19 protein-coding genes are annotated in these 17721 nt (G+C 37.9%); 15 read left to right on the top strand and 4 right to left on the bottom strand.

The features are described 5' to 3' along the window. Position 1 precedes the first annotated feature (1 nt). From GVV22_RS06425 to GVV22_RS06405, 5 genes are read left to right on the top strand one after another with little or no spacing between them, the layout of a single operon-like run. Complete coding sequence (locus GVV22_RS06425; RefSeq protein ID WP_159649314.1) at positions 2 to 916, top strand: hypothetical protein; 915 nt, start codon at positions 2 to 4, stop codon at positions 914 to 916. Further along, a complete protein-coding gene (locus GVV22_RS06420; RefSeq protein WP_159649313.1) occupies positions 913 to 1635 on the top strand; it encodes a hypothetical protein in 723 nt (240 codons plus the stop codon). The genes GVV22_RS06425 and GVV22_RS06420 overlap by 4 nt, the downstream gene beginning before the upstream one ends. Beyond that, positions 1635 to 2537 (top strand): PD-(D/E)XK motif protein, encoded by a 903-nt coding sequence (locus tag GVV22_RS06415; RefSeq protein ID WP_159649312.1) that lies wholly within the window; start codon positions 1635 to 1637, stop codon positions 2535 to 2537. The genes GVV22_RS06420 and GVV22_RS06415 overlap by 1 nt, the downstream gene beginning before the upstream one ends. A 2-nt stretch (positions 2538 to 2539) precedes the next feature. Beyond that, positions 2540 to 3784, top strand: coding sequence for a DNA (cytosine-5-)-methyltransferase (gene dcm / locus GVV22_RS06410; protein WP_159649311.1), 1245 nt, complete (start codon positions 2540 to 2542; stop codon positions 3782 to 3784). A gap of 37 nt (positions 3785 to 3821) precedes the next feature. Next, complete coding sequence (locus tag GVV22_RS06405; protein WP_159649310.1) at positions 3822 to 4067, top strand: hypothetical protein; 246 nt, start codon at positions 3822 to 3824, stop codon at positions 4065 to 4067. Positions 4068 to 4353: 286 nt separating this feature from the next. Here GVV22_RS06405 and GVV22_RS06400 read toward each other — a convergent pair whose 3' ends face one another. The 3 genes from GVV22_RS06400 to GVV22_RS06390 form a co-directional block, all read right to left on the bottom strand. Further along, entirely contained in the window at positions 4354 to 4560 is a 207-nt protein-coding gene (locus GVV22_RS06400) for a hypothetical protein (protein WP_159649309.1), read from the bottom strand. 130 nt (positions 4561 to 4690) lie between these two features. After that, the gene (locus tag GVV22_RS06395; protein WP_159649308.1) at positions 4691 to 5152 is read right to left on the bottom strand and encodes a hypothetical protein; all 462 of its coding nucleotides are present in this window, start codon (positions 5150 to 5152) and stop codon (positions 4691 to 4693) included. Continuing rightward, positions 5133 to 5594, bottom strand: a complete 462-nt coding sequence (locus GVV22_RS06390; protein ID WP_159649307.1) for a VanZ family protein — start codon at positions 5592 to 5594, stop codon at positions 5133 to 5135. Before GVV22_RS06390 ends, GVV22_RS06395 begins: the two co-directional genes overlap by 20 nt. Before the next feature lie 730 nt (positions 5595 to 6324). Between GVV22_RS06390 and glpK the strand changes: the two genes are divergently transcribed. From glpK to GVV22_RS06375, 3 genes are all read left to right on the top strand, one after another. Then, positions 6325 to 7815 carry a glycerol kinase GlpK gene (glpK, locus tag GVV22_RS06385; RefSeq protein ID WP_159649306.1) on the top strand — a complete coding sequence of 497 codons (1491 nt, stop codon included), beginning with the start codon at positions 6325 to 6327 and terminating at the stop codon, positions 7813 to 7815. 260 nt (positions 7816 to 8075) lie between these two features. Then, positions 8076 to 9563, top strand: a complete 1488-nt coding sequence (locus GVV22_RS06380; RefSeq protein ID WP_159649305.1) for a sensor histidine kinase — start codon at positions 8076 to 8078, stop codon at positions 9561 to 9563. Continuing rightward, a complete protein-coding gene (locus GVV22_RS06375) occupies positions 9535 to 10218 on the top strand; it encodes a response regulator (RefSeq protein ID WP_159649304.1) in 684 nt (227 codons plus the stop codon). The genes GVV22_RS06380 and GVV22_RS06375 overlap by 29 nt, the downstream gene beginning before the upstream one ends. Positions 10219 to 10229: 11 nt before the next feature. Here GVV22_RS06375 and GVV22_RS06370 read toward each other — a convergent pair whose 3' ends face one another. Then, positions 10230 to 10619, bottom strand: a complete 390-nt coding sequence (locus GVV22_RS06370) for a tetratricopeptide repeat protein (protein WP_159649303.1) — start codon at positions 10617 to 10619, stop codon at positions 10230 to 10232. A gap of 247 nt (positions 10620 to 10866) precedes the next feature. On the opposite strand from GVV22_RS06370, the gene GVV22_RS06365 reads away from it, so the two are divergent. The 7 genes from GVV22_RS06365 to GVV22_RS06335 all read left to right on the top strand — a co-directional run bounded on the left by GVV22_RS06365 (position 10867) and on the right by GVV22_RS06335 (position 17670). After that, positions 10867 to 11115, top strand: coding sequence for a type B 50S ribosomal protein L31 (locus GVV22_RS06365; protein WP_159649302.1), 249 nt, complete (start codon positions 10867 to 10869; stop codon positions 11113 to 11115). Between the two features lie 60 nt (positions 11116 to 11175). After that, positions 11176 to 11340: a hypothetical protein gene (locus GVV22_RS06360; protein WP_159649301.1), complete on the top strand. Its 165-nt coding sequence runs from the start codon at positions 11176 to 11178 to the stop codon at positions 11338 to 11340. A gap of 48 nt (positions 11341 to 11388) precedes the next feature. Then, a complete protein-coding gene (locus GVV22_RS06355; RefSeq protein ID WP_159649300.1) occupies positions 11389 to 13146 on the top strand; it encodes an ABC transporter ATP-binding protein in 1758 nt (585 codons plus the stop codon). After that, positions 13139 to 14872: an ABC transporter ATP-binding protein gene (locus GVV22_RS06350; protein WP_159649299.1), complete on the top strand. Its 1734-nt coding sequence runs from the start codon at positions 13139 to 13141 to the stop codon at positions 14870 to 14872. The genes GVV22_RS06355 and GVV22_RS06350 overlap by 8 nt, the downstream gene beginning before the upstream one ends. 12 nt (positions 14873 to 14884) lie before the next feature. Then, positions 14885 to 15490 carry an MptD family putative ECF transporter S component gene (locus GVV22_RS06345; RefSeq protein ID WP_159649298.1) on the top strand — a complete coding sequence of 202 codons (606 nt, stop codon included), beginning with the start codon at positions 14885 to 14887 and terminating at the stop codon, positions 15488 to 15490. 63 nt (positions 15491 to 15553) lie between these two features. Beyond that, the gene (locus GVV22_RS06340) at positions 15554 to 16249 is read left to right on the top strand and encodes an energy-coupling factor transporter transmembrane component T (protein WP_159649297.1); all 696 of its coding nucleotides are present in this window, start codon (positions 15554 to 15556) and stop codon (positions 16247 to 16249) included. Between the two features lie 8 nt (positions 16250 to 16257). After that, complete coding sequence (locus GVV22_RS06335; RefSeq protein WP_159649296.1) at positions 16258 to 17670, top strand: ABC transporter ATP-binding protein; 1413 nt, start codon at positions 16258 to 16260, stop codon at positions 17668 to 17670. Positions 17671 to 17721 lie beyond the last annotated feature (51 nt).

The raw sequence follows: 17721 nt of genomic DNA, 5'->3' as shown, positions 1-17721 counted from the left end.
AATGAAAGAATTATTTCCTTATGCAAAATTATCGAACTCATTGAAATATGAAATTGGATACCGAGGGTCATTGTTGGAATTTGAATCGACATACTTCGATGAATTTGAACCAATTGAAATCGAAGGCAGAGATTCTGACGATGTGATAGTTTTAAACCCTTTAGACGATTACTGGAATGTAGATGCACATAATTTAAAGATAAGCAAAGATATCGAAATAAAAAGAGTATCGCCTCTATTTGGTATTACAGGTATTGCCTCAAGTAATTCGCGCATAGGGATTGCTGCAAAATGGATTTGTAAAGATTCGCGTCTTAAAGGGGTAACTCTCGTGGGTGATTTTGGAAGTGATGATAGTGATTTTCTAGGACAAATGAAAATTTACTTTCCAAAAGGAGTGCTAAGAAAGTCAATTGATATTTCGTTATATTTTTATTTAAAAGAATATGTATTTGAAGATCAAAATAACTTCTATGCAACTAGAGTGGGAACTGAAATCGGAGAAATTGAGACCTCTAAAATTATATTGGAAGGTAATGCAAGTGAGTTTCCAATTGAGGATGTGTCAATTCCAGATGGACCTCTATGGAAAATGATTTGGAATTCTCAGGAGTTTGATGACTCATTTACAGAAAATGTAATTCTTCAAATTAACAAAGAACACAAAGACTACAAGTTTTTATCATCAGAGGACAAGAAAAACTATAACCCACAATTAATAGATGAAATGGTAATATCGTACATTACAATGCTAGTCTTTAAAGCTACACAAGGCGGAATTTTAGAAGAAACACAAGATTATCCTCTAGGGAGCATTGGAAGTATTGTCCAGTATTATATTAATGCGTTTGAAATCGAAAACGGAATGTTGGAACATATCCATGAAAAAGTTGGTAAAGGAGTACGTAAAAAATGACTGTTTCTAAGGAACCACGAATGATTAAAGCAAGAACAATGACACGTACGCAATCTGAACAGCATTTTGTGAACTATGAATCATCTCCGACATATGAAGCTTCTGTTCGTGATCAAAACTATCATAAATTACACTATGCAATTCATAAGTCTTATTATGCTTCAACCGAAAAATTTAAAGGATTGGGAAATATGAAGTATTTACGCGATCTAGAGTTAGGATTGAATTTATACGAATTTTATAAGAATAATTCAGAGTTTGAATTTAATATTAGGACGGCATCGAATCCGGAATATTGGATATTTATTCATACATTAGTTTCCTCAAATGTTGTAAGAGATAGATGGCAAGATAACTGGGAGAATAGCCATACACACGTTTACTCTCAGGTAAATAGAATATGGCTCATGTCATTATGGTGGTATATTCATCTATCATGGCAAGGCGATAGAGAGAGCACATACGATGTGCTTAAAGACTTCACGACTGATACAATCTTAAACCTTGTTGAGAGAACTGGGGATGGATACGATGTTGAATTAACAAGAGAAATAATTCTTCAAGTTTCGAAAAAATCGATGAAGAACAAGACCAACTACTTTAGACGAGTTATGGTGTTGAACACTTCGTATCTTAAAACCTTAACACCCCAACTATTCAACGGAGGTGTTGAATCGTATGTACTGTTTTTAATTGAGAAAGTGGAGGAGACGCTATAATGAATCTTAAACAAGAACTTATTAGAAATTTTAGATCTATGGCCGTTGGAATTAGAAGGTTAAATACCGTTGAGGGTAAAGAAACTTGTTATACGATTAAGTCACATGAGTTAACAGGTGTACTTGTACCAAACCCAAATGAAATTGTTATAAATGAATCATTTGCAAGTGTTAATATTACAAATGAAATTTATGAAATTAACGGAGTGCCCATCCATTTTTTTGAGCTAAGTACACCTCATTTAACGCTACTGGAAGAGTTTGCTTTGATTTGCACTCAATTCCTAGAATTTGGGGAAAATGGTAACAAAAGACGAGAACTCCAAGAGAATCCAGTACAATGGTGGGAAAAGTGGCAAGAGTTACTTGGGAATAAAATTTACAATGTTTCCCCTAGAACTCTACTTTCTGAAATGATTGCCCTCATTGATGTCCTAAAATTTGATAAATCTGCAAACTTAGGAAGTTTTATGTCAAATACATTTGATATTGAGTCTGACCGAGCATATTATGAGGTCAAATCAACAACTGTGAAGTATGATGATATGGTTACAATAAATAGCCAGTTTCAACTTAACCCGAATGATAACCGTCCAGTACATTTGATATTTATCAGAATGGAAGCTAGTGAATTTGGAACGAGTTTAGATTCCGCTCTGGAAGAACTTTCGAAATTAGGATATAATACACAGGAGTTAGAAACTCATATGTATGATAGAAAAATGTATAAAGATTCAAAATCTCGAAAAGAGTGTTATTCAATTCTTGAAAAGCGAATCTATACTATTGATAATGATTTTCCAGTGTTAGAATTAAATGAAAAACAACGAGAAAATATAAAGAAAGTCACATATACAGTAGATTTAACCGGAATACCTTTTAGGGATTTATTCAAGGAGTAGTCATGTCATTTAAAGTAGTGGAAGCATTTGCTGGAATTGGAAGTCAAGCAAAAGCGTTGTCAAATTTGGGAATTGATCATGAGGTGGTAAATATAATTGAATGGGATATCAATGCAATTTATGCTTATGATATCATTCATAACGGACCTCAAAACTTAGATAAATATAAGTCGACGCCTAAAGAGGTTCTTATAGAAGAGCTATCCAAATACCAACTAAGTAGTAATGGAAAAGAGCCATTAACGTTAGCATCATTGAGTAGACTTCCGATAAGTACTTTGAAAAGAGTATTGGAAGCGATAAGAAGAACGAGAAATCTAGTTAGCATCACCGACGTGAAAGCAAAAGATCTACCAGATGAGATTGATTTACTAACTTATTCATTCCCATGTCAAGATTTATCAATTTCAGGATTTTGGCACGGTAATAAAGGTGGAATCGACCGTGATGCGAATAATAGATCAGGGATGCTATGGGAAGTGGAACGAATTCTAATGGAACTTGGTGATGAAAATCGTCAGGTTCCGAAGTATCTCGTAATGGAAAATGTCACAAATATTCTTGCTGATAGGCATATTGGTAATTTTGTGGAATGGCAAACATTTCTTGAAAGAATTGGTTACGTAAATAAAGTATATAATTTAAAAGCAACTAATTTTGGTGTTCCTCAAAACAGAACGAGAACTTTTATGTTGAGCGTTTACGTTGGTGATAATCAGGACCTTAGAAGCAACATTGAGACCTTCTTCGTCGAAAACAATCTTGAAAACGTACGAACGAACCTCGATAAAGATATACTTGATGAGTACTTGAAAATAGATTATACCAATGCAATCTATTATGCTGAAGCAATAACTAACACACCCAATGACACACCTTCAAGAAGAAAAATATTTAATGAAAACCCACATCTTGTTGATGAGGACGGACGACCCAATGCCCCGATTGTAAGAACAATTACAACAAAGCAAGACAGACATCCAAATTCTGGTGTGATATTGCATGATTTACACATTGCAGGGAAATCACAATTTAGATATCTCACACCTAGAGAATGTTTCATGCTTATGGGATTCGATGAAAGTGATTATCAACGATTGGTGGATTCGAATTTTAAAAATAGAAAAGATATAAATTTCTTAACAAATGAAAAACTTGTAAAATTTGCTGGAAATAGCATTGTAGTGAATGTGATTCAAGCAGTCTTTGAACAAATCACACAGATTCGTGAACAGTATAATATTTAATGTTTCACTTACTTTATGAATGTACCAGGAGATAGTTATGAAATCAGCCGACCAGGAAGAAATAATTGGATATATACACAATGAAATGATACAAGCTAAAAAAAGAGGATTAACAGAGATAACACTTGTTTCTGGAGAAATTCATAATGACCTAGGATATATGAGAAGAATGACTTCTGTTTGTCAGGCAATGTACAAATGTATGGATAGCAAGGATGTAATCATGCATTCGACTCCAAGCGGTATGAGTTCTACAATTACGATCAAGTATTTTTTAGACTAGTTTAATCTATAAGCTAAGTTGATTGAGTGATGGGGTTGATGTTACTAATAATTTTTAAGCGAGAGCATTGTAAACCTTAGCCTGAATGACAGTAGTGTGTATGGTATCTATAAAGAGTTCGCATATCTGCTGTAGAGTATGATTTTTGTGGTGTTACAGCGAAATGATTTGAAAAAACGATAATAAGTAGGAGTAACAATACTCCATTCTTATTATCGTTTTTTATCGAGTATCAAATCAGATAATACTTTGATTGGGGGACTAATCTAAAGTGTGTGATATCTGACTAAACTATTTCGTCATAAAGTGTTTCATCTCTAAATATTAAACGCTCGCGTTCTCCTGTGATGAGATGTACGTTATTTATCAAAAAATTCCAGAGTAAGCCGTTTGCTTCTGATGGGCAATATCCATTCTCTTTCAAAAGTAACATTAAAGTAACGTAAGTACTATCAGACATTACGCGGATGTGTTCGTTGGGTGTGTTTGTCATAATTTTCTCCTAAGATATTGTCTTGTTGTCAATTTTTTACTGTAAGTGGAGCTGCCCCAAGAAAAACTCAGGACAGTTTTAGTGCGTTTTGTATTGGTTGAAGGTCTATACGTCACCTTTCCATAGAGTTTTAACGTGGGGTGTAGCTAATGGTGCCCATTCCAGTCTTATTTACATGTTTAGATCCAGTAGAAACATGGAGGTAGTAGCGCTTATTGAAGTCACCAACTTGCCATGAGACATCAAAGGGTTTTCCGTTGCTCCAACTATTGTTGTCATATGAGTTCATCGTCCCTAGTGATTTTGTTTCGTATTGTATGGATGCAGGCCAGTTATCGCGCCGAAGTTGCATATACATTGTAGCCTCTCTGTATCCATTAATGGGCATCCAGTGCTTGCCTCGAACTCTTATTGTTCCCGGTCCTGCGTACCACATCTTGTTTTCATCGTAACCATTGGAATAGCCCTGATCAAAACTGACATAGTATGTACGACCGGATTCAGAGGCATGAATGTCGTTGCTTAAGAACGGGAGTGATGTCATTACGCATAAGGCAAAGATAAGACATGTTCTAGTGATTCTTGATTTCATAAATTGAGGCTCCTTTTGTGATTTTTGTGTAGAACGGGGAAAGTACATATTTCAATAAAAGAATTCCAATGACGCCACCAAGCGTATTCATGATGACATCGTAAATATCAGCGATTCCCACCGGTGCATCGAGAATGAATGCGAGAACTATCTGGGAAGTATCCAGAATCATTGCTGTAAGAAATACAATCATAAACAATTTCTTTAAACTTAAGGTGTCTTGGAATAGTGCAATAAGCATGCCAAAGGGGATAAAGAAGTAGAACTGTAAAAGCCAATTGTTGATAACGCGAGCATTCAGGTGCGCAAGTGGAGATACTACATCAAAATGGTACGCGATGTGCAGAAAGTTGAAATAGCGTTCTCCAGACGCAAACATTTGAGTAAAGTTTAGCGGAAAGTACGTTACTTGTAAGATAACGAATCCATAAATTATCGCCATCGTTATAACGATTCGATAAGATACTTTTCGTTTTCTAAGAAAGAACAGTACAACGGGGATGATGAGCAGCGTAAAGGGGTAGATCGATAAAATCTCCCATCCTCTACGATTTGTCAGTAAGGTGCCGATTAAAGTAGTTCTAAGAATGATATTAATCCTTCCTTTCTGTGCAGAATAAATGTGGGTAATTCTGAGTAGGTATGATTCCACAGGATGTATATGTTATACATTGTACGAATCAGACACAGCGATTTTGATACCAATTATTTTGATCCCTGCCTTTCTGGTTATGTAGAAAATTAAATCAATTTATGAATGATTTGTTAAGACTGTAATTTAACTTTTTAATGTGATAAAATCGTTGTTGAAATTACTATGAGAATAATCTTAAAAACACTCTTAGATGGCTTTAAGAGTGGACGATTTTCAGTTTTTTGATAACTTTGATTTTGATGTTTTTTTCCTTTACCTGCTCATGAAACATGTCTAAGTGGTATAATGAATTTTTTCACATTGTTTTGAATTTAATCTTGAACGGAAATATGTGTGAAAGGTAACTCCGGTTTTCAGATTAGGAGGGTTTAACCGACACAGGTTACGGACATTTCATTCGTAGGATTTTTTAAGTATAATTAAGAGAGAACTAACTAGTATAACGCCTATTTTGAAGATGCATCATCCATTACTAGCTGTTTGGCAGTTGGAAGGATGAGTGAGGAGATTGTAACGTATGGAAAAGAAATATATTATTGCTTTGGATCAAGGAACGACAAGTTCGCGTGCGATTATGTTTGATCGCGATCAAAACATTATTGCGGCCGCGCAAACTGAATTTACACAATTCTATCCGAAGGCGGGTTGGGTGGAGCATGATCCGATGGAAATATGGGCTACGCAATCAGCGGTTTTAAATGATGTAGTGGCACGCTCGGGTGTAGCCCTTGAAGATATTGACTCTATTGGCATCACGAATCAGCGTGAAACAACTATTGTTTGGGATAAGCATACGGGTCGTCCGATTTATCATGCGATTGTCTGGCAATGTCGTCGTACATCACAAATTGCTTCTCAACTGGTAAGTGATGGTCATAAAGACTTAATTCAAGATAAGACAGGGCTCGAAGTTGATGCGTATTTCTCTGGCACCAAGATTCAGTGGATACTCGATAATGTGCCCGGGGCTCGGGAAAAAGCAGAACGCGGCGATTTGTATTTTGGTACGGTAGATAGTTGGTTAGTCTACAATCTCAGTAACAAAAAAGTCCATATTACGGATGTCACTAATGCGTCACGGACGATGCTTTTTGATATTCATACATTGCAATGGGACGAAACGCTTTGTCATCTGATGAAGGTTCCGATGGTAATGTTACCGGAAGTGCGGAGCAGTTCGGAGATTTATGCTTATGCGAATATTCAGGGTCATGAGATTCCGATTTCCGGTATTGCGGGTGACCAACAAGCTGCATTGTTTGGACAAACAGCGTTTCATCAAGGAGAAGCGAAAAACACATATGGAACAGGCTGTTTCCTACTCATGAATACGGGAGCGACACCGGTCCGGTCTCAGAATGGTTTGCTTACAACTATCGCCATCGGATTAAAGGGAGAAGTTCAATATGCCTTAGAGGGGTCAATCTTTGTCGGAGGAGCAGTTATTCAATGGTTGCGTGATGAACTTGGTTTGATTCGATCATCCGCAGAATCTGAACTTTGCGCCCAGCGAGTTCAGGATAATAATGGGGTTTATCTGGTTCCAGCTTTCACAGGTCTTGGTGCACCGCACTGGGATATGTATGCGCGGGGAAGTATTTCAGGTCTGACACGTGGATCGAATCGAGATCATATTGTCCGCGCTGCGTTAGAGTCGATTGCCTATCAAACGTATGACGTTATTAAAGCTATGGAAAAAGACAGTGGGGTTGCGCTCAAAGCACTGCAAGTCGATGGTGGCGCATCATCGAATGATTTCCTCATGCAATTTCAAGCGGACATCTTAGGGATTGCAGTCCGTCGACCAACGGTTTCGGAAACAACCGCATTGGGTGCTGCCTACCTTGCCGGACTCGCAACTGGATTCTTTGAAAGTCAAGAAGCAATCCGTGAGATGCATAAATATTCACAAACCTGGAATCCCAACATGGACTCTGCCCAACAATCACAATATTTGAAAGGGTGGCATAAAGCGGTAAGTCGTGCCGTTGAGTGGGAAGAGGCGTAGTGCTGATCATAAAGGCTTCTAAATAAACTATGCGTGGTTGTCCAAATTTCCTGAAAATTCTAAAAACATTCAAACATGAACACCGTCAATGAGGTTGTATCCGATGATACATCAACCAGAGGCGGTGTTTTCTAGTGGGATGGCGTTGAAATATAAAAGGTCATTATTAAGGCGGTATTAAGAATGTTCAAACTGGGTATTCAATGCGATGAAATTTCCATATAATGGGGGCACATAAGCAAATAGAAAGGACAAGCTTTATGAATACACGCCGTTTTCGTAATGTTGTGAGTATGATATATATTCTCGCAGTCGCAACTGGAATTGGGATGATACTAAAGCGTCAAGGGTATCAAGATATTAGTATCATACTTGTTATCTTTGTTGCGATTCAAATCATCGCTTGGCTGAATTCTTCGAAAATATCTGCAATTATAAGTTCAATTTTAGGAACACTGCTATTCAATTATTTCTTCACGAGCCCACATTTCTCCTTACAATTTTATGATCGATCGTATTTTGCAACGTTTGTTGTTATGACCAGTACTGCTGTTTTGATGAGCATCTTATCGATTCATGAACGGACCTTACGTAAGCATGCTCAAGAAAATGAACGTCTCAATTTGAGTTTGTTTGAGTATACACAAGCGCTCTTGAAGGGACATAATCTTGAAAGTATTGCAACACAAGCACAAACAAGTGTTGAAGCGGTGATGGGTGTTTCCGTAGATGTTGTGCTAAAAAATCAAAGTAACAAGCGTTTAATCTCAAGAATACACACAGGCAAGGACGTTGCTATATATTCCGCATTATTAAATGAAGAAGATGTTGCTTATCCATTACTAGACATTCACTATCATATTATGAAATTCACAGGGCAGTCCTATGGGGTAATCGCGATGCAGCGAGTCCAAGGGTCATCCTTGACACCTGCGCAGGTTCGATATCTTCAGGCAATGAGTGGGGCCATGTGTTTGAAAATCAATGAGATTCTTAAACATGAGATGAATGATGTGTTGCAAGTGCAAATGCGACATGAGAAAAATAGAAGTCTTTTGCTTCAATCGATTTCTCACGATCTTCGGACGCCCCTGGCAGCAATCTTGGGAACAAGTGATATGCTCTATAATACGTTGCGAGATCATGATCACAAAATTAAAGTTGGGCAAATCATGGCTGAAATTCAGTTGCTCCAACGAATCGCTGACAATATCCTGAATCTTATCAAATTGCAGGATGGGGCCATGAAAGCTTCGGCGCAATTGGAACCTGTCGATGAATTGATGGAACTTGCATATCAAACGATTAAGAGTCGCCACCCATTGTGTCGCTTGGAGGTTCAGCTTCCTCAAGAAATGGTGCTTGTAATGGTAGACAGTTCACTGATGCTTCAAGTCCTAATCAATCTCATTGAAAATGCTTATGAGAACGATAATCAAGCGCGGATTAAACTTTCGGCAGAACGGGTCGACGGTTCGTTGGTAATTCGTGTTTCCGATTCTGGTACGGGATTGAGTCCAACAAGTTTAGAACACTTTTTTGAGCCGTACCATTCAGATAAACTAGAGTCAAATTCTAAACACTTAAAAACAGGAATTGGCATTGGTCTGGCTATTTGTAAAATGATTGTCGATATGCACCAAGGGGTAATCACAATCGAAAAAAACGATACATTAGGATGTACATTTGCTATCAAACTTAAAGATGCGGAGGTGATGGATGATTATGGAGCACGTACTGATTGTTGAAGATGATATGAAAATTAATGCGTACATTCAATTTTTGCTCAAAAGTCACGGTTATCAATATACCGGTGTTGCATCTGCTAAGGAGGCGTATGAATCCTTAATTACGACAGCAATCGATGTTATCATACTTGATCTTGGACTGCCTGATGAAGATGGTACGCAAGTTATTCGACAAATTCGATCCTGGTCGGATGTTCCAATTCTTGTCGTATCAGCACGCAACCATGAAATGGAGAAAGTAAGTGTACTGGATTTGGGTGCAGACGACTACATGACGAAACCATTCTCTGGTCAAGAACTCTTGGCACGCGTCCGTTTAGCATTACGCCACCGGTACCGAAAGCATCCAACAGATTCTGTTGTGCAGATTAAAGAACTTTTGGTTGATCGGGATAAGAAATTAGTGAAACGTGCTGGAGTTACTTTCCATCTTACCGAGATGGAGTATCGGTTATTGGATACGTTACTTCAAAACCAAGGGAAAGTCTTATCATCGCAATATTTGATTCGCGAATTATGGGGGATAAATTATGGACCAGATACCCAAGCATTACGTCGACTGATGGCAAACCTGCGACGTAAAATAGAAAAAGATCCCGCCATTCCTGAATTTATCATTACAGAAATAGGTCTGGGATATCGGTTTCTAGATTAAGAGTCGTATATCTACCGATTGAATAAAGATGGTGAACGATGTATCGGTACAATAATTGAAACGTTTCCGTGCTTTTCAAGGCGCACAGAGGAAAGGGTATGCTCTACCGCACAGTCAGCTGGGGTTAGAGCATATTTTTTTGTGCGAAAATGGCTATCGAGAAGTGAAAGATTATAGTTCACAACGCGACTTTGCGGTTCAAGAATCCAAGCAATACGAAAGTGTATCAAGGCAAGCTCTGAGTCTCCCATTGCATCCAGTACAACTGCTAACAAATTTTGTGGTATTGCAGCATATGGGTTTTGAACAATGAGTTGACTCACGAAGTGATGCGCTTGATTGTAGGCCCTTGATTCAAGTAATTGTCGAGTTTGCGATATTTCTGTTTCAAAATGGTTCATGATACAACTCCTTCTAAAATAAGTGTACATGTATTGGTGTGACAATGCTGTGCGTATTGAAGTCTTCTTGTGAGTTTTGTGTGAGCTTTCCACATTCAATAAATCAAAATGGCATATACTAACCATTTAATAATTAAAAGGAATGGTGGATAAAAACATTTGTTGCGAAACTTTTGCAATTGGGATTGACAAAAATAAAAAGAGATGGAATAATCTACTTGCAAAACTTTTGCAACTGGAGGTTTTTATGAAAGAAAATATACACCCACACTATGGTGATGTTGCTTTTAGAGACAGTAATACGGGAGATATCTTTATTATTGGCTCAACAATGCAATCCGATACTCAGATAGAAGTCGAAGGAAAAACTTACCCTCTTGTGGTTCTTGACGTTTCATCGTACTCTCACCCTTTCTATACTGGTAAACAAAAAAATACGCTCAATGAGGGTCAAATTGCGAAATTCAACAAACGCTATAATTTAGATGAACAATGATAAGTCATCGGTGATTGTTGCGATGGGAAGGTTATACTATCTCGAAAGGAGTTGAAAATCATGAATTATCAAGTAATACACGGTATCTTATTGGCGGTAATATTGATACTTTATGGTCACATTATTTTGAGTGTGAGAGGGACCGTCGATCATGCTCAACGAATGATGCGTTTAAAAAAGGAAAGTCCTCAATGGAATCTGAAAGATGAGACATCTCATGATTAATGCATGGAAACAAACAACAAACATATTCAAACGCATCGAGGGAGTATTATGAAACAAGATTCCGTTCTAATGCGATATCTAAAAAAGAAAAAAATGCTACTGGTAGTTTCGTCCATATTCTCTATTGGCTCGACCGCAGCCTTGTTTATACCTTATTTCTCGGTCTACAAAATTATTGAATCCCTAATGATCAATGAATTCACGAGAACATCGTTACTGAATTGGAGTTTGCTTTCCATTGGAAGTTTGCTTCTATCAATGGTGTTTCTTTATATCGCGTCAATGTGTTCGCACATCGCTGCTTTTGACATTTTATATGAAATTCGAATGGATGTTGTGCGTCATTTGTCAAAAGTGTCAATGGGTTACTTTACAGAGAATTCTAGTGGTCAAATGATTCAAACTATCGATCAATCTGTTGAAAAAATGGAGTCATTTATCGCACATCAAATTCCAGACATTGTGAGTGCAATTGCATACCCAATTCTATATATCTGCTTTGTTCTCACAATAGATTGGCGATTGGGATTGATGGCCTTAGCCCCGTTAGTCACCGCGATCGTTGTTTATGGTGCATTGGTTTCAAAAACAATCCACCAGTCTAAGGTTAAGGAGTTTCATGATGCACAAGAGGCCATGAGTAACCATGGCGTTGCCTACATAACAGGAATGCCTGCAGTCAAGGTATTTGGATTGTCCGTCAATAATTTTAAGAAATTCAACACGAGTATTCAAAATTATCGAAATCTTGTCATTGAATGGACTCGAAGTTATAGAACGGGATATGTTATATATACATCATTGATTACTGCTGCGGGGTTGTTTGTAATGTTTGGTGGTGTATGGTTTGTGGTCGATGATTTTCAAAGTCGAGAGATTATGCTCAAATTGATGCTGTTCATCATTCTTTCGATGGGTGTTGGTGCACCGTTTATGAAGTTGATGTATGCTGTTGCGACGTTTACGAATGTCATGGAAGGTGTTAACCGAATTGATGACATTCTTGATGTAAAGACCATATCAGATTTTGATACAGAGTTCGTATTTTTAGACAATAGTATCCAATTCGAAGACGTTTCATTTGCATATACGGACAGCAACAATGTCTTGAAGCATGTCAATTTTGAGTTACAGCCGAATTCGTTGAATGCCCTTGTGGGCCCTTCAGGAGGTGGTAAGAGTACAATTGCTCAATTACTATTACGTTTCTATGACGTCGGATCTGGTTGTATAAAAGTGGGAGATACTGATATCCGAGATGTATCGATCACAAGGCTTATGGAATCCATCTCTTTTGTATTTCAGGATGTAGTGGTTTTTAATGATACTGTTTTGGAAAACATCCGAATGGGAAATAAAGAAGCAACGGAAATAGAAATTATCGATGCGGCCAAACGGGCTCGCTGTCATGAATTCATTATGACACTACCGAATGCCTATCAAACGGTATTAGGTGCCAATGGTGTCTATCTGTCCAAAGGAGAAGCTCAACGCCTTTCAATTGCCCGTGCGTTGCTCAAGAATGCACCGATTTTAGTTTTAGATGAAGCAACAGCTTATGCTGATGCAGAAAATGAGCTGTTTATCCAAATGGCCCTTCGCGAACTTGTAAAAGAGAAAACGGTTCTTATAATTGCTCACCACTTATGGACAATACAACATGTCGATCAGATTATCGTTTGCAATGAGGGCGAAATTGAAGCAAAGGGAACTCATGATGAATTACTCGAAAACTGTCAACTATATCAAAAACTTTGGTTAATTAACGATGAAACCAAGGGATGGGAGATGAAGCAACATGCGTAAAAAACTAGAAATTCTAACATCCGGATTTTCCAATATCATAAGAAGTTCTGTTATTTGGGCGACGCTGGATGCAGCATGCCGTATGGTTCCCTCAATTATTGCCTTCTACGGTATTCTAGAGCTCTTTGAGGCATTTCGAAACGAGCGCAGGCTGGATTTAAACCGATTTGCTATCTTAGCTGTATGTAGTGTTATTTGGTTTTTAGTTCAAATGATTGTTTCAGCTTTTGCCTATGATAAAGCATACCTTGCAGCATACGATGTGTCTGCAAAAGGAAGGATTGCCTTAGCAGACCATTTACGAAAATTACCATTAGGTTATCTAGAAAAAAGAAATCCTGGAGATCTCACGACAATGGTGCTGGGGGATTATGCCTATGTCGAGACTGCCATTTCACATATTGTTCCACAAGGAATTGCAGCGTTTATCGTCTTAGTCATAACAGGACTTGGTTTGATGTTTCTTGATTGGAGAATGACGGTAAGTCTTTATGCAATGCTCCCCTTGACAATTCTGTGTGTTAAACTATCCAATCGTCTGATGGTTAAGTTAGGTGGGAATCACGTTGCCGCAAAAGTGGCGAGTACCTCAAGACTTCAAGAATATTTATTTGGAATCAAGGACATAAAAGCATATTCCCTTGGTGGAACAAAATTCTCAAATCTGGACAACGCATTTAATCATCTCAGAAAGGAGTCAATTAAGTTAGAAGGCATATTGGGACCGGTGGTGATGACTGCGATTTCGGTATTGAAAATGGGTTTTTCCTTAGTTGTATTCACAGGCTCGTATTTTTTAATAGGCGGCAAAATGGATGTTGTAATCTTTTTAGTCTTTATCGTCGTTGCGACTAGAGTATATGACCCTTTTACGCTGCTTCTCATGAATTATACAGAAATGAAATATGCAATGATCAGCGCCGAACGGATTATGGAGATTCGACAACAAGATCCCGTTACTGGCTCTTTTCGAGTCGATAACGCAGCGTTCATTGAATTTAAAGACGTTAAGTTTTCATACCAAGATACGCCGACACTCGATGGTATAAATTTGACGATTAAGCCTCAATCTTTAACTGCATTGGTAGGTCCATCAGGCAGTGGTAAATCAACGATCGTTAAACTAATTGCGCGTTTTTATGAGGTAGATGAGGGGCAAATTACACTTAGTGGCCTAAATCTTCAAAACATAGATCCAGAAGATCTTTATGCTCACATTTCGATGGTGTTTCAAGATGTCTATTTATTCAACGATACCATTATCAATAATATTCGCATTGGAAATCAAGGCGCAAGTGATCATGAAATTTATGAAGCTGCGAAGAAAGCCCAATGTCATGATTTTATCATGGCTTTACCAAACGGATATGAAACAAAGGTTGGTGAAGGGGGATCAACTTTATCAGGAGGAGAAAAACAAAGATTAAGCATCGCTCGCGCATTTTTAAAGAATGCTGAAATTATTTTACTGGATGAAGCAACAGCTTCATTGGATCTTGAAAATGAGGCTGCGGTGCAACGCGCCATCGGCATGCTAGTTCAAGAGAAAACTGTAATTGTTATCGCCCACCGCTTGAATACAATCATGCATGCTGATCATATTGCTGTATTGCAAGAAGGCCGTATTGTTTCGCAAGGAACCCATGAATTTTTGTATGAAAGCTGTGAATTATACCATCATTTAGTTGATATGCAAAATGAAGCCAAGCAATGGAAATTTCAATAAAAGGAGAGAATTATGAATCAAAAACGGACATTTCAATTAACATCTAAAGATTATCTGACCATTGGCCTTTATAGCGTCGTGTGTCTCGTGTTATCGGTCATTTTATCAGTTGCTACGTCACCTTTTCTACTCTGGTTTTATCCGTACGCAACCGCATTTGTTTTATTCTTTACCTGTCCCATCTATATTCTGATGGCATTTAAAGTCGGAAAAAAAGGGGTCCTATTAACATTTGGAATTGTTTCAGGAATCTTTTATGCACTTATGGGGGCCGTATTTGTACTTCCTTTCACGCTTGTTGGTGGAATTTTAGGCGAGTATTTACTGTCAACCGTCGGTAATTATCGAAGTTTGCACGGTCAAACGATCGCGTTCACGGTATACAACGTCATTTATGGATTTTGTAATTACATAATTGTAGCTTTTTCAGCCGATTATTACTTTTCGACGATGCATATTGAAGGCACACTTCGTGATGTGTACATACAGTATATGACATCGCCACTTTGGATTAGTGTAGCGGTAATTGCGTTGATAAGCAGCGTGACTTTAGGGTGTTTGTTTGGGTATAAACTTTTGCAAAAACATTTTGTAAAAGCTGGGTTTGTCACACTTTAAACCCATAAAGTATAAAAACAAAGCGCGAACCCATTGGGTGTTCGTGCATGCAAAGGAGAAACCATGAGCGATAAAAACTTAGATCCAAGAATTATAGTAGGCTTATTATTTTTCGTGAGTATTTTTGTGATGATAGTAAATGTGGAAGGCCTCATTTTGATGAATGTAAGTGTGCTCTTTTATACATTATTAATGCATGCTTACCGTCGAGTATTTAAGACAAGTCTAATACTTGTGTGTCTCGTAGTACTCAACTATTATGTTTACTACTCTGAAAATCAGCTTGCTAAGTTTTTGGGTCTTATAGTTTTCCTTTGTCTTAGATTTATGCCGGTTGTGACGCTTGCGTATCTATTACAGAAGGTTTCAACCGGAAAGTTGATTTCAGGGTTTCTGGCACTCAGACTCCCCCAGACTCTCGCCGTAACACTTGTCATTAGCTTGCGATTTTTTCCTCTCATGAGAAAAGAACTCGAAATCATTAGCACTGCCTCATCACTACGAGGGTTATCCTTTACAAAACCTCAAAATTGGCTTCACCCGCTACGAAGTTTTGAAGTCATTTATGTTCCTCTCATGATGCGAACATTACGCATATCCGAAGATTTAGCGGCATCATCAATGACAAAGGGTATCGATTTTCCCTATCCTCGAACATCGATTTATACGTCGCGTTTTAATCTAAAAAACATGATGACAGCTTTACTTTTGGTTGCTTTGTGCATGGTAATAGTAATTCGTAGTACAAAAATGATATAGGAGTTTTTATGACAACAGTGATTGATTTAAAGAATGTATCATTTTCATACACTCAAAAATACAATGAATTGAATTCGGTGTCATTACACGTTAAGGCTGGTGAATGTGTCGTTGTAACAGGACCATCTGGGTGTGGAAAAACAACGTTAACGCGGATTCTCAACGGTTTGATTCCCCATTATTTTGAGGGGAAATTGACGGGAACCGTTAAACTTAATGGCGTTGATGTTACTGAATTAAACGCATGGGAATACGGGAAGATAACGGGCAGTGTGTTCCAAGATGCGAGAACCCAATTTTTTACGTCTCATGTTTTAGATGAGTTGGCATTCACATCTGAAAATTATGGAATTGAACCACATCAGATTTCTGTAAATTTACGAAAGTCGTTGATCAAGAATAACATCACTCATCTATCAAGTAGAGAACTATCGGAGCTATCAAGTGGTGAAAAACAAAAAGTGGCAACTGCTGCAATTGAGGTCCATCAACCTAAAATCTATATCTTAGATGAGCCATCCGCAAATTTAGATCCAAAATCGTGTGTACGTTTATTGAACACAGTGAAGCGTCTAAAAAAAGAGGGTAATACAATTCTAATTGCAGACCATCGGATCGAATATTTAAAGGATGTTTTAGATTTTGTTGTTTATTTGAATCATGGTGAATTACGTCATACATGGACAAATCATGAATACTTCAAGCTAACCAATGAGACCTTGTCAGCCTTTGGACTGCGCCCGCATGGTATCAGCATTGATGAAACAAAGGTTAAATCAGCACACGCTCATAACATGGCTAAAATTTCATTGCTTAAAGTTTCGAATTTGGGCATTTCTGTTTCGCGAAAGAGGCGCATACTTCAAGATAACCTTAACTTTTCTCTTGATAAAGGACAAATACTTGTTTTAACAGGTACCAACGGGGTTGGGAAAACAACATTAGCGAAAACACTTTGTGGTCTTATTAAGGAAAGAAACGGATCCATAAGCGTTAATGGACGTAAGACTACTCGTCGAAAGCGATACAAGCATTTCTGGTTTGTACATCAAGATGCCGATTACCAACTCTTTTCTGACAGTGTTTATAGAGAAATCATGTTGGGCCATCGTAAAAATACGACTAACTTTAAAAACGCAGAAGGTATCTTAACGGATTTGGATCTCTTTGCCTTAAAAGAACGGCATCCAGCGACACTTTCAGGAGGTCAAAAGCAACGTCTCACATTTGCGATAGGACTGATGCGACGCCCCGATATACTTATTCTTGACGAACCGACATCCGGACTGGACGCCAAAAATATGGCTCAAGTTGTAAAGCTAATTCAAACATATGCCCATTTGGGTGTTGCCTTCATTATAATTAGTCACGATGAAGTCTTTATCCGATGTCTTGATGCCGCGATTATCGACTTGAATTAACCATTCTGTCATATCATTTTCAGGTATAGGTAACAAGCCAATAAAAGCATC

The organism is Erysipelothrix aquatica (genome assembly GCF_009828825.1).
Lineage (GTDB): Bacteria > Bacillota_I > Bacilli_A > Erysipelotrichales > Erysipelotrichaceae > Erysipelothrix > Erysipelothrix aquatica_A.
Note: the sequence above shows the minus strand (reverse complement) of the source record. Positions and strands in the feature narration are given on the sequence as shown.